Below are 19,453 nucleotides of genomic sequence, written 5' to 3'. Positions count from 1 at the left end.
CTGTCCGTGCCGTCCGCCGTTCCCTTCGCCCCGCTGCCCGTGCCGCCGCCGTCGGCTTCGCCCGCTGTCCGTGCCGTCCGCCGTTCCCTTCGCCCCGCTGCCCGTGCCGCCGCCGTCGGCCTCGCCCGCTGCCCGTGCCGCCGCCGTCGGCCTCGCCCGCTGTCGGTGCCGCCCCGCTGTCCGTGCCGCCCGCTGTCACGTCCCCCGCCGTCCGCCCCGCCCGCTCTCGGTTTCGGCCGCCCTCCGCGCCGTGCCCGTCGTCGTCACGTTCGTCCGTGCAGTGTGAGGTCGGTCAGCAGGGCGCGGTGGTCCGTGCCGGGCAGGCGCAGGATGTGGGCGTCGGTCACGGTGAAGTCAGGGGAGAGCAGGACGTGGTCGATCTGGGCGCCGATGACGGAGGCGGTGCGGGAGGGCCAGCTCGGGGTGCGGTCGTGGCCGGTGAGGCGGGCCGCGTCGGACATGCCGGTGTCGAGGATGTGCCGGAAGGCCGCGTGGTCCTGGGAGGCGTTGAAGTCGCCGGCGAGGATCGTCGGGGTGCGGGGCCCGGCGGCGGCGAAGGCACGGAGCCGGCCGAGTTCGCGGCGCCACAGGCCGACCTGGCCCGGCAGCGGTGGCATGGGGTGGGCGAGCTGGAGGCGTACGGCGTGCCCGCGCACATCGGCCACGGCGCCGGGCATGCCCATGGTGCCGGTGACACCCGGGGCCGGCGTCAGGGGGAAGCGGCTGAGCACGATGGAGCCCTTGGAGCCGTCGGCCTCGACGGCCCGGCGGTACGGGTAGGTGTCCGCGACCTCGCGTTCCAGCGCGGTCCGGCAGCCGGGGTCGCACTCCTGGACGAAGACCACGTCCGGGCGCCGGTCCCGCACCACCCGGATCAGGGCGGGGGTGGCGCGGCCGAACTCGACGTTCGAGGTCAGCACGCGCAGCGCGGCGAGGGGCGGCCCGTCGGGTTCGCCGGTCCCGCCGTACGGCTCCCGGTACCAGGCGAGCAGTCCGAGGACGACGACCGCCCACACCAGCCCCGCCCACCAGCGGGCGAGCAGCGCGCACAGCAGCGCGAAGCCGGCCGGCACGAGCAGCCAGGGCAGGAAGGCGAGGAGCTGGGGTACGGGGGTGATGCCGTCGGTGTCGGCGGCCCGGCAGCCGACGACCACGCTCACCCCGGCGAGCAGCAGACCGGCACACCAGGCGCCGGTCCTGCGTCCGCGGCCCTGGGTCACGGGAGCGAGCCTACGATCAGCCGTCCAGGCGCGCCAGGAAATCACCCAGCGCCCGGTTGAACTCCCGCGGGCGTTCCAGGTTGGGCAGGTGGGCGGCGCCCTCGACGACGTGCAGTGCGGAGTCGGTGAGGGCCGCGTGCATCGCCTCGGCGTCGGCGACGGGGGTGTAGGTGTCGTCGGAGCCGACCAGGACGAGGGCGGGTACCGGCAGCGTGGCCAGGAGGCCGCGGTAGTCGGGGCGCTCGGCCCGGCCGCGCAGGGCTGCCGCGGCGCCCTGCGGTGAGGTGGCCGTCATCATGCCGTGCACATGGGCCTTGACCTCGGGGTCGGCGTACGGGGCGACCATCTTCTCCAGCACCTCGTCGGCGTAGCCCCGCATGCCCTCGGCGAGCAGCCGGTCGGCCATGGCGTGCCGGTGCCGCCTGCCCTCGGGGGTCTCGGCGGCGGGGAAGGTGTCGGCGAGGACGAGGCCCCGGATCCGGTCGCCGAAGCGGGCGGCGCACTCCATGGCGATCTGGCCGCCCATGGACAGGCCGGCGAGGACGAAGGTGTGGACGCCCAGGTGGTCCAGGAGTTCGGCGATGTCGGCGGCGTGGCGGGAGAGCGGCACCGTGCCGGGGGTCACGGGGGAGGCGCCGTAGCCGCGCAGATCGGGGGCGATCACCCGGCGGGCGGTGGCGAACTCCGTCAGCTGCGGGTGCCACATCGTGCGGTCGAAGGGGTGGCCGTGGACGAGAACGAGGGGAGCCCGGGAGGGAATTCCGGGGTCTTTGTCCTCGAATGCGAGGAAGGGAGGCATGTGACGACCCTAGGGGCGTGCCGTCGCTCGGTGCAATAAAATCTTTGCTCTCGGTGCAATGCGACGGCTCGGGAACCGGGGGCCGGGGTGCAGGCCAATGAGCCGTATTCAAGGGGGACTTGTGGATGACTACCGGCACATCGCCGACCGGATCGCGGCCGACATCACCGGCGGACGCCTGCTGCCCGGCCAACGGCTGGTACCCCAGCGCGCGTTCGCCCGCCGGCACGGCATCGCGCCCTCGACGGCAGGCCGGGTCTACGCCGAACTCGTGCGCCGGGGACTGGTGGTGGGCGAGGTCGGACGCGGCACCTTCGTGCGGGCCACCGCGCCGGACGGGCAGCCGGGGCACACCCTGACCGAGGCGGCCGGCGCCCCGCCGGTGAACCTGGAGCTGAACTACCCCACCGCTCCCGGCCAGTCGGAGCTGCTGGCCCCGGCCCTGGCGCCGCTGCTGCGGCCGGACGCGCTCGGCCAGGCGCTGCGGCCGGCCGCCGCCGCGGGCACCCCGGCGGCCCGGGAGGCGGTCGCCGCCCTGCTCGCCAGGGCCGGACAGCGGTTCCGGCCGGAGCGGATCCTGTTCACCGGCAACGCCCGCCAGGCGATCGCCGCCACCCTCGCCTCCCTGGTCCGGCCCGGCGGCCGGGTCGGCGTGGAACCGCTGACGTATCCGCTGGTGAAGGAGATCGCGGCCCGCCTCGGGCTGGTCCTCGTCCCGCTCGCCACGGACGACGAGGGGCCCGTGCCGGAGTCCGTCGCCGCCGCTCACCGCCGCGCGCCGCTGTCCGCCCTGTACCTCCAGCCGGCCCTGCACAACCCGACCTCGCGCAGGACGAGCCCGGGGCGGCTGCGGCAGCTGGCCGACACCGTCCACAGGCTGGGGATACCGGTGGTCGAGGACCGCGTCTGGTCCTTCCTGCACCCGGGCGGCACACCGCCGCTCGCCGCGCTCGCGCCGGGGCTGGCGCACCTCGTCGACGGCCTGTCCAAGCGGGTGGCGCCGGGGCTCACCGTGGGGTTCGTCGTCGTACCGGAGGACCGCGTCGAGGCGGTGGCCCGGGCCGTCCGCTCCGGCGGGTGGAGCGCGGGCGCCTTCGCGCTGGAGGCGGCCGTGCGCTGGCTAGGCGACGGCACCGTGGACCGGCTGGTGGCCGCCAAGCGGCAGGACGCGCGGCGGCGGCAGCGGCTGGTCGCCGAGCGGCTGGCCGGGTTCGCCGTACGCTCCGATCCGGCCGCCTACTTCGCCTGGTGGGAGCTGCCCGCGCCGTGGCGTGCGGACACCTTCACGGCCGCCGCGCGGGCGCACGGGATCGCCGTCACCCCGGGCACGGCCTTCCGCGTGGACCCCGGCCGCACCCCGGACGCGGTCAGGCTCGGGCTCGCGTCGGTGCCGGAGCCGAGGCTGGCGCGGGCGCTGGCGACCCTCGCCGACGTCGCGCGGGACGGGGCAGCCGCAGGTACCGGGTGAGCCAGGTGAGCAGGGCCACCGTCAGGCCGAGGCCCAGCAGCAGCCAGGCGGCGGTGCGCAGCGTGCCGGTGAGGGCGTCGTAGACCGCGCCCGCGGCCGGGTGGGACACACCGGTGGGCAGGTCGGCCAGGGTCAGGCCGCGGCCGACGGAGAGGGCGAGGGCGAGCAGGGCGCCGCCCAGGGCCGTGCCCAGGCCGGTGGCGACGACCGCCCGGCGTCGACGGACGGCGATCGCGATCCCGCCGACGGCGAAGGCGACGGACGCCACCGGCATCCAGAAACCGGCGACTTCGAGCACGTGGAACCCCTTCCGGAGCGCGGTCAGCCGGCCCGCCGGGAGCACGGCGATCGCGGTGTGCTCCACCGGGATGCGTGCGGCGAACGGCACGTGGTCGTGGGTGAGCTGGCGCTTGACCTGGGCGGTGACGGGGGCCAGGTCGACCACGACGGCGTGCTCGTCCTCCTCGCGCAGGGCGCGCAGGACGGCGTCGTGGGTGACCCGGTTGCCGGTGTCCCAGGCCAGCTGGAAGGCCCGCGTGTGCGTGAAGGAGCGCACCACGTCGTGCACGAACGGGCGGACCGAGCCGCGCATCGGGCGGATGTCCAGGTGCTGGTCCACCGCGCGCAGGATGCCGTCACCGACCGTGTCCACGACGGCCTCCCGCACGGCCGGGTCGGCGGCGAGCGGCGCCATCGTGGTGACGTAGCGGCCCGTGTCGGCCAGCCCGTACGCCGCCCACGCCGCCAGCGCGCCGAACGGTGCGAGCAGGCAGGACAAGGCGATCAGCAGGGCCGACAGGGCGCTCCTGCGGCGTCGTGAGGGCACGCTCCCAGACAAGGGCTCCGCGGGCCCGCGCGCGAGCGGGAGGACTGCATCCGGGCGGCGGGAGGACCCCCTTGGCGCAACCAGGTCTTCCGCCCTCCGGTGGAGCGTTCACCCGAACGGGTGTTTCCTGGTGCTGGGGCGGCTCCGGCTCGCCCGGCTCCTCAGGGTCGTGGGGCCGGCCGTGTCCGGAGCCTCGCTCCGTGAGGAGGAGGGGACGCAGGGGAACGCGTGGGGCCCGGCCGGCCGGGCCCCACGCGTACCGCGGGGTGCGCCCGCTCAGCGGATCCCGCTCAGCGGATCCCGCTCAGCGGATCCCGCTCAGCGGATCCGCCGTCCGGACGCGTCCTCCCGCGTGTAGTAGCGGTAGAAGAGCACGGCGAAGGTGACCGCCGACATCAGCAGGGACATCAGCACCGACCGCATCGTGTCGTCATGGCTGCCCTGGCCGGCGCCCTGGGTGGAGAAGAAGCTGCCGCTCTGGCTGTAGAGGAAGCCGAACGCGCAGCCGACGAACGCCGTCCACAGCAGCGCGTGCACCTCCCGCTGCATCCGGGGGGCCAGTGTCAGCAGTGCCAGGCACACCACCGCGAACACCAGCGCGCTGACGAAGCCGAGCAGCAGGTTCCAGCCGGTGACCGGACCGCCGGACCGGTTGTTGGCCGCCACCCAGTAGCCGTAGACCAGGCCCAGCGCGACCGGTACGGCGATCCTGGCCATCGCGTGGGTGCGGGCGTCGAGGACGTCCGGCGGACGGGCGTGCACATCGGTGCCCCGGCCCTCCACCTCGGGTGTGCGGCCGGGCCGGGACATACCACCGGGTGCGGGTGCCGCTTGAGCCATGAGAGCACTCCTCTCTCCTCGCCCCCGGGTACCAGCGCACACCGGCGGGCACGGCCTGGCAACTCGGCCAGGAGGGTGACGAGTGCCCGGATGCGTGCGGTTGCCTCCCGTGCTTCGCTGAAGGACATGGAGGGCTGCCGGCCGTGACGGAGATGGAGTACGGGCGGCGGAGTCCGCTGCTGCGGGTCCGCGGGCGGAGCGTCGCGTGGCTGCCGCCCCTGCCGCTGCTCGTCGGCGTCATCCTGCTGGACTTCTCGACCGGCGAGGACTTCCGGATCATCTCCTGGATCGTCCTGGTCCCGGGCATCGCCGCCGCGATCTGCGGCGTGTGGACGACGGCCGCCTACAGCCTGCTGTCGCTGGTGACGTACGTGGCCGTGGACAGCGCCTGGCCTGACGAGTACAAGGCCGGATTCGGCGACTTCCTCCTGGTCGCCCTCGGCGGCGCCCTGGCCACCCTCGCGGCTGTCGCACGCGTGCGCCACGAACGGCAGATCGGGCACATCCGGGACATCGCCGAGACCACCCGGCGCACCGTGCTGCGCCCGCTGCCGCCGCGCTGGGCCGGCATCGAGCACGCGGGGGTGTACCTGGCCGCCGACGTCGACGCCCGGGTCGGTGGCGACTTCTACGACATCCAGCCCGGCCCGTACGGCACCCGGGTCTTCGTCGGTGATGTGCAGGGCAAGGGCCTGGGGGCCGTGGAGACCGCCGCCGCGCTGCTCGGCACCTTCCGCGAGGCCGGCTACCACGAGCAGGACCTCACCGCCCTCGCCGAGCGCCTGGAGACCCGGATGATCCGGCACCGCTCCCACACCGCCGCGATCGGCAGGGACGAGGGCGACCGCTTCGCCACCGCCGTCCTCATCGCCTTCGCCGACGACGCCCCGGACGCGATCGACATGATGAACTTCGGCCACGAGCCCCCGCTGGCCGTCGGTCCGCGCGGGGTCCGTGAGCTGCCCAGCGGCGAAGGGGTGCCGCTCGGCCTCGGTGACCTCGCGGGCCGGCTGCCGCCCGTGCACCGGGTGCCGCTGGCCCCCGACGAGACCCTGCTGCTGGTCACCGACGGGGTGACCGAGGCCCGCGACGGGCTCGGCGTGTTCTACGAGCTGGCCCGCGAGGTCGACCGGGCGGTCACCGCCGACCCGCGGCGCACCGAGCCCCGCCGCCTGGTCCGCCGGGTCCGCGACGGCGTCCTGCGGCACAGCCGGGGCCGGCTGGAGGACGACACCACGATCTTCGCGGTGCGACGGCTGCCGGCCGCCGGGAACGGCCGGGGCGAAGACCCCGAACAGGGAGGTTTGCGGTCCTGAGCCACCGGTTCGCGCCCGCAGCGGTTACGGTGCTGGCTGGAGAGCGGATCTACGGGGTCCTCGGGTCCGGAGGGTCCCTGGGGTCCGCAGGGTGAAGGGGGAGGCACGATGCCCGGAACCGTGCTGCTGCTCGCGGCCGCGCCGCTGGGCCGGGGGCGGCTGGTGGACGCGGCCGGTGTCCTGCCGGTGCTGGCCGCCGTCGCCCCCGCCGTGCTGTCCGGCGCCGTCACCGCGAACGTCGTCGAACTCGCCGATCCGCTGGAACCACAGGCCGTCCTCACCCGGCTGCGGGCCGCCGCGGCCGCCCCCGGACCGCTCACCGTGTACCTCACCGGGCAGCTGCACCTGGACCGCCGGCAGCACCGGCTCCATCTGGCCCTGGCCCGCACCACCCCCGCCACCGTCCGCTACACCGCGCTCCCCTGGCACTGGATCCGCGAGGAACTGCGGCTGCGCTCCGCCACGGACACCGCCCTCGTCCTCGATCTGCACGCGGACCCGGAGACCTGGCGGCACGTGGCCGAACACGGTCTCGACTCCGGCCCGCACACCGCGGTGTACGGCCGTGTCGCCCCGCCCGCACGGCGGGCCCAGGCCGAGCCGGCGTACATGAAGACGGTGGCGACCCTGCTGAGAAGCGGCCACCGGCCACCCCTCGACGTCCTTCACCAGCAGGCCCTGTCCCGCATCCCGGAGGAGACGAGGGGCAACCTGCTCCTGGCCCACGCCGGGGGACACGCCCCGGGCTTCGGGACGGCCGGCGGGCCGCCCCGGCCGCTCCAGCCCGACGTCCTGACCCCGGGCACGGTGACCGGCCTGACTCATGGGGCGGCGAGCGGCCCGGCACCGGGCACGGTGAGCGGCTTCGCTTCGGGCACGGTGAGCGGCCTGGCTTCGGAGACGGTGACCGGCGGTCCGCTGTCCGGTGCCGTGGCCGCGGGATACGCGCCGGGCCCCCTGCCGGGTGCGTCCGTGCCCGGTTCCCGGGCCGGCGGGGCCGCCTCCCCGGACCCGCACGCCGCCATCAGCGCCGCTGTGCGGGGCGGGCGGCACGGGGAAGCCGACGGGATCGCCGCCCGGTACGAGCACGACGCCGTGCGGGCCCACGGCGGCGGCTCCGAGCAGGCGCTGCACTGGAGCGAGGTGCGGGCCGACCTGGCGATGCTCGCGGGCGACCCGGTGCGCAGCTGCCGGGCCTGGCTGGCGGTGGCCGAGGCGCGGCTGGGCGCGGGGCAGGAGGCGGACGCGCCCGCCGTGGAGACGGCCGTGGACCGCGCCCACCACCAGTGGGCCCGCATCAAGGACACGGCGCGGGCCCGTGAACTCGGGCCCGCGCTCGCGGAGTTGCGGCTCAGGGTGCCGGGACGCCGAAGCGGCGCGCTGGAGAACGTCCGGCGGCAGCTGGGCCGGCTCCAGGCCGCCCAGTAGCCCGGGCCCCTGCGGGTCCCTCAGCCGGTGAAGGTGAAGTACTTCCAGGCGCCGTGCGTCGTGGAGTTCACGCTGTCACCGGAGGAGCCGTCGATGTACGACGAGCGGACCCGGAAGCGCCAGCCGACGTCCTGCCCGTGGTCGCCGTTGATGCGGACCTTGCTGACGCCGTCGGAGCCCAGCTTGAAGTACGCGGGGTCGCCCGGGTACCAGCGGCCCTGGTAGTACACCTCGAACTCGAACTTCTGCGCCCGGTTCGGGTAGTACGTCATCTTCGTCGTGACCAGCGGGTCCTTGGCCTTGTGGAAGAAGTAGTACGTGTGGCCCCACACGGACTTCGCCCGGTAGTGGCCGGAGACCGACGTGGACACGCTGACCTGGGTGCCGACCGTGGCGGAGGCGGAGGCGGACGTGTAGCGGGAGTCGCCCGCGAACTTCGCGGTGACCTTGGTGTCCCGCCTCAGGTCCAGCGTGACCGAGAGGTCGCCGTGGGAGTTGACCTTCCCGGCCTTGACCCGCTTGCCGGGCTTGTCCCCGCCGAACGGGTCGGCCCAGATCTCCACCGTACGGTTCTTGTACGTCGCGCCGAGGTGCGCGGTGAACGTGACGTCTTTGCCGTACGTGTACACCTTGCGGTTGTTGTCGATCGTCAGCTTGGGCCTGGCGCGGGAGACGGCGACGGAGTCCGAGCCGGAGCCGGCCGCGTGCTCGGCGTCACCGGCGAAGGTCACCGTGTACCGCACCTTGCCGCCGGCCGGCGGGGTGTCGGTGAAGGAGAACGTGCCGTCGGCCCTGAGGGTCGCCGCGGGCAGCGTCCTGCCCTTGGGGGAGTCCAGGTCGGTGCGGGTGACGGTCAGCCTGGTGCCGGCGCGGACGGCCGTCTTGGACGCGACCTTGCCCTTGACGGTGAGCTTCTTGGCGCGGGCGGCCGAAGCCGGCGCGTCGACCGTGACGGTGGTGGCCGCCTTCGTCGGGGTGTCGAGCACCCGCACGCGGTACACGCCGTCGCTGTTGGACGACACCGCGAACAGCCGTGAGGCGTCCGGTGCCCAGGCCAGGCCGGCGGCGGCGAGCCGGTCGGCGTTGCCGTCGGCGGAGGAGGACGGGAAGTCGTACTCGCGCACCGTGGAGTGCGAGCCCGGCTTGAAGACGTACACGTCCGGCTCGTACGCGCCGTCGATGCCCGCCGCGACCGAACCGTCCGGGGCGATGTCCACCGCGTTCGGGTAGGCGTTGACGGGGTAGTTGCCGTCGGCCGTCAGGTCGGCGGTCTTGTAGACGGCCTGGTAGTAGGGCGACGCGCTGGCCACCACGACGTCCTTGCCGTCGGGGGTGACGGCCAGGTCCCGCGTGTTGCCGCCCTCCACGGTGGCGTGGGCGGTACGGACGAGGGTGCCGGACGAGGCGTCGTACGTGGACAGCTCCGTCGGGCTCTGTACGGGCGTGCCGGCGACCAGCGTGCCCTCGGCGGCGTCCAGCATCGGGGCGGAGCCCCAGGTGCCGCTGGTGTCCTGGCGGAAGCCGACCGGGTAATGGCCGTCGAGCAGGTCGACGACGCCGATTTCACCCGTGCCCTGCTGGAAGTCGTAACCGAACCACAGCTTGCCCCGCGTCTCCGCGAGGTACTTCGGACGGATCGAGGGCGACGGCATCAGGATCCGCGTGACCTCGGTGGCGGAGGCGGCGGCGATGACGACGATCGCGCCCCGGCCGGGCACGGCCGCGTAGAGCGTGTTGGAGTCGGCCGACAGCTCCAGGTCCGTCACGCCCGTCAGCGAGGTCAGCTGCTTGACGACCTTTCCGCTGAAGTCGGTGACGACGATCTTGCCGTTGGCGGGGTCGCTGATGAAGACCCGCTGGTGGAAGCCGTCCGCCACGATGTCGCCGACGGACTTCACCGGCAGGATCTGGCTGGAGTCGGCGACCGCCGGTGTGGCGCCGAGCGCCATGGAACCGCAGAGGACCGCCAGGGCGGTGGCAGCGGTGAGAGAGCGTTTGCGCACGCTGATTCGAACCCCCCGGAACGAATGAAAGGCAGGGACCACGCGGGCACGGCGAGTCGTCAGCCCCCGGTGCATGAGCCATGTGCCTCGTGTGGCGAGTGCGCAAAGACTAGGTCATGTCACCGACAACAGCGCCAGGGCCCCGGACACAAGGGTGCGGACACCCGGGGCGACCGTGGACAGGTCGGGCGCGAACCGGGGGCTGTGGTTGCTCGGCACGGCCGAGAACTTCTCGGGGAGCGTGTCGCCGGGCGCCTGCTCCCACACCTCGGCGGGGGTGGTGGTGACGAACCAGTAGGCGTACGGGATCGAGCCGAGCGCCAGCTCGGGGAAGTCCTCGCTGCCCATCGCCGGGCCCGGGTCGAAGACCGTCTCCGTGCCGAACACCTCGCCGTGCACGGCGGCCACGGTTGCGTCCGTGCCGGCGTCGTTCACGGTCATGGGGAAGGTGGCGCCGACGGTCACGTCCGGCTCGCGCGGGCAGCCGGCGGCCAGGCACTCGCCGTGCGCGATCCGCCGGACCGCGGCCAGCATCCGCTGCCGGACCGCCTCGGTCCGGGTGCGCAGGTTCAGCGCGATACGTGCCTCGGCGGGGATGATGTTGTGCCGGGTGCCGGCCTCGATCCGCCCCACCGTCAGCACCGCGGACTCGCCCGCCGCGATCTCCCGGGACACCACCGTCTGCAGCCGGGTGACGAGATAGGCGGCCGTCACCACCGGGTCCACGGTCGCCTCCGGGCGCGAACCGTGCCCGCCGCGGCCGTGCACCACGATGTCCACGTCCGTCGAGGCGGACATGATCAGGCCGGGTACGTGCGGGTACAGCCCGGCCGGTCCCGGAGCGGCGTGCTGCCCGAGCAGCACGTCCGGCCGCCCGAACCGCTCGTACAGCCCGTCGGCGATCATCCGGGCCGCGCCCTGCCCGGTCTCCTCGGCGGGCTGCCCCACCACCAGCAGCGTCCCGCTCCAGCTCTCCCGCCCGGCCGCCAGCGCCTGGGCCGCCCCGGCCAGCCAGGTGACGTGCAGGTCATGCCCGCAGGCGTGCATCACACCGGCGGTGCCGGAGGCGTACGGCAGCCCGGTCTCCTCGGCGACCGGCAGCGCGTCCATGTCGGCGCGCACCAGCACGACGGGGCCCTCCCCGTTGCGCAGCACTCCGGCGACCCCGGTGCCGCCGACGCCCTCGGCGACCTCGAACCCGGCACCTTCGAGCCGGCCGGCGAGCTTCGCGGCGGTGCGGTGCTCGCGCAGGGACAGCTCGGGGTGCCGGTGCAGGTCCCGGTAGAAGTCCTCCAGTCGGGGGGTGTCGAGATCGGCGGTCAGGTCCATGGCGACACGGGCGGCGGGGGAGGTCACGGGGTCAGGGTAGGCCCTGCCCGACGGCGACCGCGGTGCGGCGGCGCCCCGGGACGCGGCCGGCCCGGCCCGGCCGGTCGTACGCCACCGGCCTCACCGGTCCGCCTGCACAGCGGCCGTCGAGGCCGGCGGGACGTCGGCCGCCCGGGCCGGACCGGCGTTGGCCGCGAGGAGCAGGGCCGTGGCGGCGACGACGGCGGCGACGACGCCCCGGGTGGCGGAGGACCGGCCGGCCGGGCGTATGCGGGAGTGGGAGAGGGCGGTGGGGGGTGCGTAAGGTGCGGATGTACGTCCTGGCACGGCGACCTCGCAACACGAACAGCGGCGTATTAAGCGTGCTTAATCCGCCATTTAACCTAGGGGTTACCGGATCCCAACGGCAAGGGGTGCCGGGCGAGTTGGGGGGAGCAGGGACATGCGCGAGCGGGACGATGCAGAGGTCGTCGGGCGGCGGGTGCAGCGGCTGCGCACCCAACGCGGACTCACTCAGAGGCAGTTGGCGGAACCCGCCTACACGCCGGCCTACATCTCCACCCTGGAGGCGGGGCGGGTCCGGGCCTCGGACGAGGCGTTGCGGCACATCGCGGACCGGCTCGGGGTCGCCTTCGAGGAGCTGTCCGTCGGCCGCCCCGCCCGCCTCGCCACCGATGTGCGGCTACGGCTCACCGAGGCCCAGCGCGCCCTCGCCGACGGCCGGGCCGAGGAGGCCGCCGCCCAGTACGCCGTGCTGCGCGCCGAGGCGGAGGCCCACGGGCTCGGGGGCGAACAGGCCGCCGCCCTGCTCGGACTCGGGGAATGCGCCCTGGAGACCGGACGGCTGACCGAGGCCCGCGAGCACTTCGAGCGGGCCGAGGAACAGATGGCCGGAAAGGCCCTGCCGGTGCGCGTCCCCGCCGTACGCGGCCGGGCGGTCGCCCACTACCTCGCCGGTGAACTCCGCTACGCGGTCTACCTCCTGGAGTCCACCCTCGACGAGCTGAACCGCGGCGGGCTGCACGACCCCGACGCGCTCCTGCTGCTCTACGCCAGCGTCATCGGCCCGTACATGGACATGGGCGCCCACGCCCGCGCCGCCCAGGCCGCCGAGTTCGCCCTCGCGCTCGCCCCGCAGGCCGGCGACCCCGCGCTGATCGCCCGGATGCACCGCTCGGTGGCCCGCACCCTGCTCGCCGAGGGCCGGGTCGCCGAGGCCGACGCCTCCCTGGCCAAGGCGGCCGAGCTGTACCGCCAGCTGCGCCTGCGCACCGAGCTGGCCAACTGCCACTGGATGCGCGGCTACGTCTGCGCCCAGAACGGCGAGCTGGACCGGGCCGAGGCGGAGCTGCGGCAGGCGCACACCATGCTGTCGCGGACCCGCGCCGCCCTGTACCGCAGCCAGGCCGCCGTCGAACTCGCCGACGTCCTGCACCGCCGGGGGAAGTCGGAGGAGGCCGCCGAGCTGCTGGAGGGCGTCCTCGGGGACTTCTCCTCCGAGCGCGGCGCCGTCCACGCCGCCGCCGCGCACCGCCTGCTCGGCATCATCGCCGAGGACACCCGGGACACCGAGGCCGCCGAGGAACACTACGTCCGCGCCCTCAGCCTCCTGGAACGCGCGGGGGCGGCCGGTGACCTCGCCGACCTGTGCCGCCTGCTCGGCGACCTGCTGCGCCGCACGGGCCGCGTCGAGGCCGCCCTGGACGCCTACCGCACCGGCCTCGGCCACCGCACCGCCCCCGGCACCACCACCCTCGGCCCGGCCCCGGCCCAGCCACCCCTGTGAGCCGGGGCCCGTCCCGCTCTCACACCTGCGCCCGGCCCTGTCTGCGGACGTCCGACAGACGGAGCGCGCCGATCTGGACGGCGGCCTGCGTCGCGTCGTTCGGTACGTCACCGAGACCGGCGTTGGTGAGGGCGAAGGCGTCCTCGCCCACCCGGACGGCGGCCACATCCATGGTGAGCAGGAACTCCTGCCCCTCGGATGCCGTACCGGCGACGGTGACCCGCAGGCCCTGGCGTACGTCCCCGACCTCCGGCAGCGGGGCGTTCGTGACCTGCACGTCCTCCACGAGCCCGAGATCCGTGGTGGCCGTGAACCGTGCGCACTGCACCGGCATCGTGCCCAGCCAGGCCAGCGTGGCGTCGACGTCCGCCGGGCGGCGCGCGCCGAGCTGGTAGCGGAGCTGGGCGTCGGTGTCGGCGTCGTCCAGGCCGATCGCGACGCGGGCCGGGGCGCCGAGCAGCTCGTCGCTGTAGAGGGCGTCCAGCAGGCGCTGGCACTCCCCGGCCGTGGTGCGCGTCTTCAGCAGTCCGTCCCGCCAGGTGGCCGCGCCGCGCGTGGCCGTCCAGGGGGCGCCGAGGTCCGTCTGGGTGATCAGGGCGGCCTGCGCCTGCTCGTCGGTGAGCGTGGCACCGTCGGCTCGCGCGGAGGTCTTCGACGTGGGCGCCGGCCGGTCGACCGTGGGCAGGGGGTGCGGCGCGCTCTGCGGTTGGCGCAGGCCGAGGGCCGCGCAGCCGCCGACGATGAGGAGACCGGTGGCGAGGAGGGGGAGGAGGACGGCACGGGGTATCTGGGGGCGTATCGCGGGGGACATCGATGCCTCCTGGGCTGCGTACGGCCGGCGGGATGCCTGATCTCACGGCACCACCGGCCCGGGCCGCCCACCAGCGCTCCGGTCCGTACGGGTGAGGGGCGCCGGAAAACACGTGGTGGGGGCCGTAGGGCGGCTGTTACGGTCCGGGCCATGCAGCGCGCCCAGCAGTGCCCGTCGAACACGACGACGCCGGAGACCGTCCCGGCGCGCTGACACCTGACCAGCATCGAAGCCCCGGGGCGCACGCCCCGGGGCTTCGGCATGTCACGGGGTGTCCGCCTCTCCCGCCGACCCACGCAGGAGACCCCATGAACGACCAGGCCCGCGACGACGACCGAGCCCGCGACGACGACCAGGCCGGGCTCGCCGACCACCGCCGCCTCGGCCGCGAACTCGGCCTCTTCGGCACCGACCCGCTGATGGGCGCCGGTCTGCCGTACTGGCTGCCCGACGGCGCCGTCGTCCGGCACACCCTGGAGGAGTACGTCCGGGACGCCGAACGCCGGGCCGGCTACCGGCACGTGTACTCGCCCGCGCTCGGCAAACGGGAGCTGTACGAGATCTCCGGGCACTGGGAGCACTACCGCGACGACATGTACCCGCCGATGAGGCTCGGCGCGGAGGAGGTCGTGCTGCGGCCCAGCCTCTGCCCGCACCACGCCCTGATCTACCGCTCCCGCTCCCGCAGTTACCGCGAACTGCCCCTGCGCATCGCCGAGCTGGGCACCATGCACCGTGCCGAGCTGTCCGGCGTGCTGGGCGGCCTGACCCGGGTGCGCGCCATCCACCTCAACGACGCCCACGTCTTCTGCACCCTGGACCAGGCGGTGGCGGAGGCCCGCGCGGCCCTTGAGCTGATCGCCCGCGCCTACGCCGACCTCGGCATCCGGGCCGTGCGCCACCGCCTGTCCCTGCCCGGCGAGGGCGGCAAGTACGTCGCCGGCCCGGAGCTGTGGCACCGGGCCACCGGGCTGCTGCGGGAGGTCCTCGCCGAGGCGGGGGTGGCCCACGAGGAGGCCGAGGGCGAGGCCGCGTTCTACGGCCCGAAGATCGACGTGCAGATCGCGGACCCGGCGGGCCGCGAGTCCACCCTGTCCACCGTGCAGATCGACTTCCACCAGCCCGCCCGCTTCGGCCTGCGCTACACCGGCCCCGACGGTGCGAAGCACCGGCCGGTGATGGTGCACCGCAGCGTCATCGGCAGCGTCGAGCGGGCCGTCGCCCACCTCGTCGAGGTGCACGGCGGTGCCTTCCCGGCCTGGCTGGCCCCGGTCCAGCTGGTCGTCCTGCCGGTCGCCGAGGAGCAGGTGGAGCAGGCGGCGGCGCTGGTCCGCGAGGCCGTCGCACGCGGCCTGCGCGCCGAACTCGCCGGACCTGGGGACGGCACCCTCGGGGCCCGGGTCCGCGCCGCGCGCCTGGTCCCGTACCAGGCGGTGATCGGCGCCCGGGAGGCCGGCGCCGGGCTGGCCGCCGTACGGCTGCGGGACGGGCGGCGGCCCGTCGCGCTCCCGGTGTCCGAGCTGCTGCACCGGATCACCGCGCGGGTGGCGGCGCGGGGCACCGCGCTCTGGGCCTGAACACACCGCTCATCGCATCCCGACCTGATCTAAGGTCGGCACGACGGAAGGAGTCCGCCGTGACCGGTCAGCCCATCCCTGTGATCATCGACTGTGACACCGGGGTCGACGACGCCCTGGCCCTGCTGTTCGCCGTACGCCACCCGGGACTCGACCTGCGCGCCGTGACCTGTGTGGCCGGGAACACCGACGTCGACGGCGTGGTCCGCAACACCCTCACCGTGCTGGAGCGCGCGGGCGCCCCCGACATCCCCGTGGGGCGGGGTGCCGAGCGCCCGCTGCTGGAGCCGGCCCGCCCGGCCCGGCACGTGCACGGCGCCGACGGCATGGGCGACCTGGGCCTGCCGGCGCCCACCCGGGCCCCGGCGGACGTCGACGCCGTCACCCTGCTGCGCCGGGAGATCCTCGCCTCCCCGCGCCCGGTGACCCTGATCCCGACGGCCCCGCTGACGAACATCGCCCTGCTGCTGCGCACCCACCCGGAGGTGACCTCGCACATCGAGCGGATCGTGTTCATGGGCGGCGCCGTGACCACCGGGAACGCCACGCCGGTCGCGGAGTTCAACGTGTGGCACGACCCGGAGGCGGCGGCGATCCTGCTCACGGCCGGGGTGCCGATCACGATGTACGGCCTGGACGTCTTCATGCGGGTCGTCGTCCCCGCCGAGGAGGTGCACCGGCTGCGCACGAGCGACGAGCCCGGCACCCGGCTGGCCGGCGACCTCCTCGCGCACCGGCCGACCACCCAGGGCGAGGAGCCGGAGGCGGAGGAGGCGGGCGGCCTCGGCGACGCGGGCGCGGTGTGCGCGGTCGCCGACCCGCGGGGCATCACCACCCGGCTGCTGCCGGTCGAGGTCTCCCTGGCCCCCGGCCCGGCCCGCGGCCAGACCGTCGTGGACCGCCGCCCCCGGCCGGGCGAGTCCGAGATCCACGAGGGCGGACGCGAACGGGCCCTGGTGGACGTGGCGTTGGACGTGGACGTCGACCGTTACGTCAAGCTGTACCTGGAAACGGTCGAGCGCTAGTCCTTGTTCCTTTTCCGGGCAAGGTGGACAGAGTCTGTACTGTCGACCGAACGGCACAGCGACCGTCGGACCGCCCGAACGGAGCCCGTATGGCAGACCTTTCGCCGGATCCCTCCCCGGAGCCCTCGCCCGACCTCTCCCCCCGGAACCCCGACTGGTGGCGGCAGGCCGTCGTCTACCAGGTCTATCCGCGCAGCTTCGCCGACGCCGACGGGGACGGCCTCGGTGACCTCCGGGGCGTCACCGAGCGGCTGGACCACCTCGCCACGCTCGGGGTGGACGCCGTGTGGCTGAGCCCCTTCTACCCTTCCGAACTCGCCGACGGCGGCTACGACGTCATCGACCCGCGCGGGGTCGACGAGCGCCTCGGCACCCTGGCCGACTTCGACGCCCTGGCCGCCGAGGCGCACCGGCTCGGCCTCAAGGTCGTCGTGGACGTCGTCCCCAACCACACCTCCCATCTGCACCCCTGGTTCCAGGAGGCGCTGCGCGCCGCCCCCGGCTCCCCGGCCCGGGACCGCTACGTCTTCCGGCCGGGCCGGGGCGAGCACGGTGAACTCCCGCCGACGGACTGGCAGTCGGTGTTCGGCGGCAGTGCCTGGCGGCGGCTGCCGGACGGCGAGTGGTACCTCCACCTGTTCGCCCCCGAGCAGCCCGACCTGAACTGGGAGAACGAGGAGGTCCGTGCCGACTTCCGCACCACCTTGCGCTTCTGGTCCGACCGGGGCGTGGACGGCTTCCGCGTCGATGTCGCGCACGGCCTCGCCAAGCACCTCGGGGAACCGCTGCGGGACGTCGGTGACATCGGCGCGACCGGCGAGGACGCCCTGCCGCGGGTGCCGCCGGGCAGCCACCCGTACTGGGACCGCGACGAGGTCCACGAGATCTACCGCGACTGGCGCGGGATCTTCGACGCCTACAGCCCGCCGCGCACGGCCGTCGCCGAGGCATGGGTCCCGGGTGCCCGCCGCGCCCTGTACGCCCGGCCCGACGAACTCGGCCAGGCCTTCAACTTCGAGTACCTGGAGGCGCGGTGGGACGCGGAGGAGCTGCGTGAGGTCATCGGCGGCTCGCTGGCCACGGCCCGGGCCGCCGGGGCCCCCGCGACCTGGGTGCTGTCCAACCACGACGTCGTCCGGCACGCCTCCCGGCTCATGCTGCCGCCCGGCACCGACCCGGCCGCCTGGCTGCTGTCCGGCGGTAGGGCACCCGCGATCGACCCGGCGGCCGGCCTGCGCCGGGCCCGGGCGGCGACCCTGCTGATGCTGGCGCTGCCCGGCTCGGCGTACCTCTACCAGGGCGAGGAACTGGGCCTGCCCGAGGTCGCCGACCTGCCCACGGAGGTGCTCCAGGACCCGATCTGGCAGCAGAGCGGCCATGTCCGCAAGGGCCGCGACGGCTGCCGGGTGCCGCTGCCGTGGACGACGACCGGACCGTCGTACGGCTTCGGGCCCGGGGCCGGCTGGCTGCCGCAGCCGTCGGCCTTCGCGGCCCTGGCGGTGGCGGCGCAGACCGGTACCGAGGGCTCCACGCTGGAGCTGTACCGCACGGCCCTGCGGCTGCGCCGCAAGCTCCTGGAGGGCGAGACGCTGACCTGGACGCCGGACGCGCCCGCCGGCGTGCTGGACTTCGCCCGCACCGGAGCCTGGCGCAGCGTCACCAACCTGGGCCCGGAACCGGTACCGCTGCCGCCCGGCGAGATCCTGCTGAGCAGCGCACCACTGCCGGACGGCAAGGAACTGCCCCCCGACACAACGACCTGGCTGGGCTGACCCACCCCCGAGTCCGACCCGCATCAGGCCCCCACCGGGCCGGGGCCGGCCCGGCCCCGCCACCCCGAGCCGGCCTGGCCGCCGCCGGGTCCGGGTGGGGCCGGGCCGATGGGTTCGGGGTCGGGGACGGCCCGCCGCCGGGTCCGGGTTGGGTCGGGCTGCCAGTGGGTCCGGTCGGGGGCAGCCCGCCGCCGGGTTCGGGGCGGGCATGCCCCCTGCCCGGGTCGGGGCAGGGCGCCGACGGGGCCGGGGCGGGAGTCCGGTGGCGGGGGCGGGGCAGGTCAGCCCGCCGACGGGCTGGGGCCGGGGATGGTGCCGGCCGCCGTCCCGCCGCCGGCGCCCAGGCCGCTCAGGTCCAGTGGGGTGGACGTGGCGGTCGGCGGCGGGGTCAGCACCACCTCCGGCTGGCCCGCGGGGGGAGCCGGGGGAGTCAGGTCGGACGACGGCAGCTTCGGCGGGGTGGTCTGGTTGAAGATGGTCTGGTCGAAGTCCACCAGACCGGTCTTCTCCATCACCGTCATGTGGTCCAGCACGGTGTCGTTGGCCTGGTCGGCGAGGGCGCGGACCAGCGAGTTCTTCGTCGTGGAACGGATCTTCGCGATGCTGTTGAAGATGGAGCCGTGCGTCATCCGCAGGATGTTGGCGAAGTCGGTGTCGAACTGCTTGCCGCTCTCCGCCTTCAACTGGGTGACGAACCCCTCCTGCTGTGGGCTCGCCACGTTGGGCAGCGTGACGTTCAGCATGGGCGCGATCTTGCGGCAGGAGGCGTCCAGCGCCGCGTGCCCGTCGACCAGGTGCGCGCTGGCCGTCTTGACCTCCTTGGAGGAGCCCTTCTGAAGGCCGATCTGACCGAGCGGGTACTCCCACAGGCCGGCCGCGCGCACCCTGACCACGAAGTCACGGTCGCCCTCGGTGAGCGGCCCCCACTGGGTCTGCGCGATGATCCGGGTCTGCGAGCTGGAGACGGTGTCCAGCCCGAGCATGCCCGGGTAGGCGAGGGCCGCGAGGGTGAGGGCCATCGCACCGCCCACGAAGAGAGTTCCCGTCGCGTTCCGCGAAAAGCGCACCGTGCCTCCTGCCCGGTCGTGGAGCCGCCCACGGTGACGGCGTGGACGGTTGGGACGCACAGCAGTACGGACGGCAGGGCGGTTCGTCTCGGCCGCGCGGGTAAAAACTGTGAAAGCGACTCGCCGTAACGGTGATTGCCTCTCTTTGGCGCACATGGCGAACGGTTGACGAAACGTTGACCCCCG

General features: G+C 74.6%; 15 protein-coding genes. 7 read left to right on the top strand and 8 right to left on the bottom strand.

What is annotated here, in order from left to right:
* Positions 1-263: 263 nt before the first annotated feature.
* Both AB0B40_RS08490 and AB0B40_RS08485 read right to left on the bottom strand, forming a co-directional pair.
* Positions 264-1,220 (bottom strand): endonuclease/exonuclease/phosphatase family protein, encoded by a 957-nt coding sequence (locus AB0B40_RS08490; RefSeq protein WP_362263562.1) that lies wholly within the window; start codon positions 1,218-1,220, stop codon positions 264-266.
* 16 nt (positions 1,221-1,236) lie between these two features.
* Positions 1,237-2,019, bottom strand: a complete 783-nt coding sequence (locus tag AB0B40_RS08485; RefSeq protein WP_345047366.1) for an alpha/beta fold hydrolase — start codon at positions 2,017-2,019, stop codon at positions 1,237-1,239.
* 121 nt (positions 2,020-2,140) lie between these two features.
* On the opposite strand from AB0B40_RS08485, the gene AB0B40_RS08480 reads away from it, so the two are divergent.
* Positions 2,141-3,487 (top strand): PLP-dependent aminotransferase family protein, encoded by a 1,347-nt coding sequence (locus AB0B40_RS08480; RefSeq protein ID WP_345047368.1) that lies wholly within the window; start codon positions 2,141-2,143, stop codon positions 3,485-3,487.
* Here AB0B40_RS08480 and AB0B40_RS08475 read toward each other — a convergent pair.
* Together AB0B40_RS08475 and AB0B40_RS08470 are read right to left on the bottom strand one after the other, a co-directional pair.
* The gene (locus tag AB0B40_RS08475) at positions 3,387-4,313 is read right to left on the bottom strand and encodes a hypothetical protein (RefSeq protein WP_345047369.1); all 927 of its coding nucleotides are present in this window, start codon (positions 4,311-4,313) and stop codon (positions 3,387-3,389) included. The genes AB0B40_RS08480 and AB0B40_RS08475 overlap by 101 nt on opposite strands.
* A gap of 318 nt (positions 4,314-4,631) precedes the next feature.
* Complete coding sequence (locus AB0B40_RS08470; protein WP_345047370.1) at positions 4,632-5,153, bottom strand: hypothetical protein; 522 nt, start codon at positions 5,151-5,153, stop codon at positions 4,632-4,634.
* A 152-nt stretch (positions 5,154-5,305) separates the two neighbouring features.
* Between AB0B40_RS08470 and AB0B40_RS08465 the strand changes: the two genes are divergently transcribed.
* On the top strand, positions 5,306-6,469 hold the full coding sequence (locus AB0B40_RS08465) for a PP2C family protein-serine/threonine phosphatase (protein ID WP_345047440.1): 1,164 nt from the start codon (positions 5,306-5,308) through the stop codon (positions 6,467-6,469).
* A 108-nt stretch (positions 6,470-6,577) separates the two neighbouring features.
* The gene (locus AB0B40_RS08460) at positions 6,578-7,897 is read left to right on the top strand and encodes a hypothetical protein (RefSeq protein ID WP_362263561.1); all 1,320 of its coding nucleotides are present in this window, start codon (positions 6,578-6,580) and stop codon (positions 7,895-7,897) included.
* Positions 7,898-7,917: 20 nt separating this feature from the next.
* Here the strand turns inward: AB0B40_RS08460 and AB0B40_RS08455 are convergent, their stop codons facing one another.
* Together AB0B40_RS08455 and AB0B40_RS08450 are read right to left on the bottom strand one after the other, a co-directional pair.
* A complete protein-coding gene (locus AB0B40_RS08455; protein WP_362263560.1) occupies positions 7,918-9,900 on the bottom strand; it encodes an Ig-like domain repeat protein in 1,983 nt (660 codons plus the stop codon).
* Positions 9,901-10,014: 114 nt separating this feature from the next.
* A complete protein-coding gene (locus tag AB0B40_RS08450) occupies positions 10,015-11,256 on the bottom strand; it encodes an amidohydrolase (RefSeq protein WP_345047374.1) in 1,242 nt (413 codons plus the stop codon).
* Between the two features lie 415 nt (positions 11,257-11,671).
* Here AB0B40_RS08450 and AB0B40_RS08445 point away from each other — a divergent pair, with 415 nt between their 5' ends.
* Positions 11,672-13,015: a helix-turn-helix transcriptional regulator gene (locus tag AB0B40_RS08445; protein WP_345047376.1), complete on the top strand. Its 1,344-nt coding sequence runs from the start codon at positions 11,672-11,674 to the stop codon at positions 13,013-13,015.
* Between the two features lie 19 nt (positions 13,016-13,034).
* On the opposite strand, the gene AB0B40_RS08440 is transcribed toward AB0B40_RS08445, so the two are convergent.
* Positions 13,035-13,826 carry a hypothetical protein gene (locus AB0B40_RS08440; RefSeq protein WP_362263559.1) on the bottom strand — a complete coding sequence of 264 codons (792 nt, stop codon included), beginning with the start codon at positions 13,824-13,826 and terminating at the stop codon, positions 13,035-13,037.
* 308 nt (positions 13,827-14,134) lie between these two features.
* Between AB0B40_RS08440 and thrS the strand changes: the two genes are divergently transcribed.
* The 3 genes from thrS (at position 14,135) to AB0B40_RS08425 (ending at position 18,200) form a co-directional block, all read left to right on the top strand.
* The gene (gene thrS, locus AB0B40_RS08435) at positions 14,135-15,403 is read left to right on the top strand and encodes a threonine--tRNA ligase (RefSeq protein WP_362263558.1); all 1,269 of its coding nucleotides are present in this window, start codon (positions 14,135-14,137) and stop codon (positions 15,401-15,403) included.
* Positions 15,404-15,462: 59 nt separating this feature from the next.
* Positions 15,463-16,428, top strand: coding sequence for a nucleoside hydrolase (locus AB0B40_RS08430; protein WP_345047379.1), 966 nt, complete (start codon positions 15,463-15,465; stop codon positions 16,426-16,428).
* 89 nt (positions 16,429-16,517) lie between these two features.
* Positions 16,518-18,200: a glycoside hydrolase family 13 protein gene (locus AB0B40_RS08425; RefSeq protein WP_362263557.1), complete on the top strand. Its 1,683-nt coding sequence runs from the start codon at positions 16,518-16,520 to the stop codon at positions 18,198-18,200.
* A gap of 281 nt (positions 18,201-18,481) precedes the next feature.
* On the opposite strand, the gene AB0B40_RS08420 is transcribed toward AB0B40_RS08425, so the two are convergent.
* The gene (locus tag AB0B40_RS08420; protein ID WP_345047441.1) at positions 18,482-19,231 is read right to left on the bottom strand and encodes a DUF4142 domain-containing protein; all 750 of its coding nucleotides are present in this window, start codon (positions 19,229-19,231) and stop codon (positions 18,482-18,484) included.
* Positions 19,232-19,453: the final 222 nt, after the last annotated feature.

Source organism: Streptomyces sp. NPDC042638 (assembly GCF_040647235.1).
Classification (GTDB): Bacteria; Actinomycetota; Actinomycetes; order Streptomycetales; family Streptomycetaceae; genus Streptomyces; species Streptomyces rameus.
The sequence above is the reverse complement of the archived record's forward strand: the minus strand, read 5'-3'. Positions and strand labels throughout refer to the sequence as shown.

Excerpts from the sequence above, each read along its gene's own strand:
- AB0B40_RS08485 (WP_345047366.1), bottom strand. The coding sequence starts at position 2,019 with ATGCCTCCCTTCCTCGCATTCGAGGACAAAGACCCCGGAATTCCCTCC.
- AB0B40_RS08465 (WP_345047440.1), top strand. The coding sequence starts at position 5,306 with ATGGAGTACGGGCGGCGGAGTCCGCTGCTGCGGGTCCGCGGGCGGAGC.
- AB0B40_RS08440 (WP_362263559.1), bottom strand. The coding sequence starts at position 13,826 with ATGTCCCCCGCGATACGCCCCCAGATACCCCGTGCCGTCCTCCTCCCC.
- thrS (WP_362263558.1), top strand. The coding sequence starts at position 14,135 with ATGAACGACCAGGCCCGCGACGACGACCGAGCCCGCGACGACGACCAG.
- AB0B40_RS08460 (WP_362263561.1), top strand. The coding sequence starts at position 6,578 with ATGCCCGGAACCGTGCTGCTGCTCGCGGCCGCGCCGCTGGGCCGGGGG.
- AB0B40_RS08445 (WP_345047376.1), top strand. The coding sequence starts at position 11,672 with ATGCGCGAGCGGGACGATGCAGAGGTCGTCGGGCGGCGGGTGCAGCGG.
- AB0B40_RS08470 (WP_345047370.1), bottom strand. The coding sequence starts at position 5,153 with ATGGCTCAAGCGGCACCCGCACCCGGTGGTATGTCCCGGCCCGGCCGC.
- AB0B40_RS08425 (WP_362263557.1), top strand. The coding sequence starts at position 16,518 with ATGGCAGACCTTTCGCCGGATCCCTCCCCGGAGCCCTCGCCCGACCTC.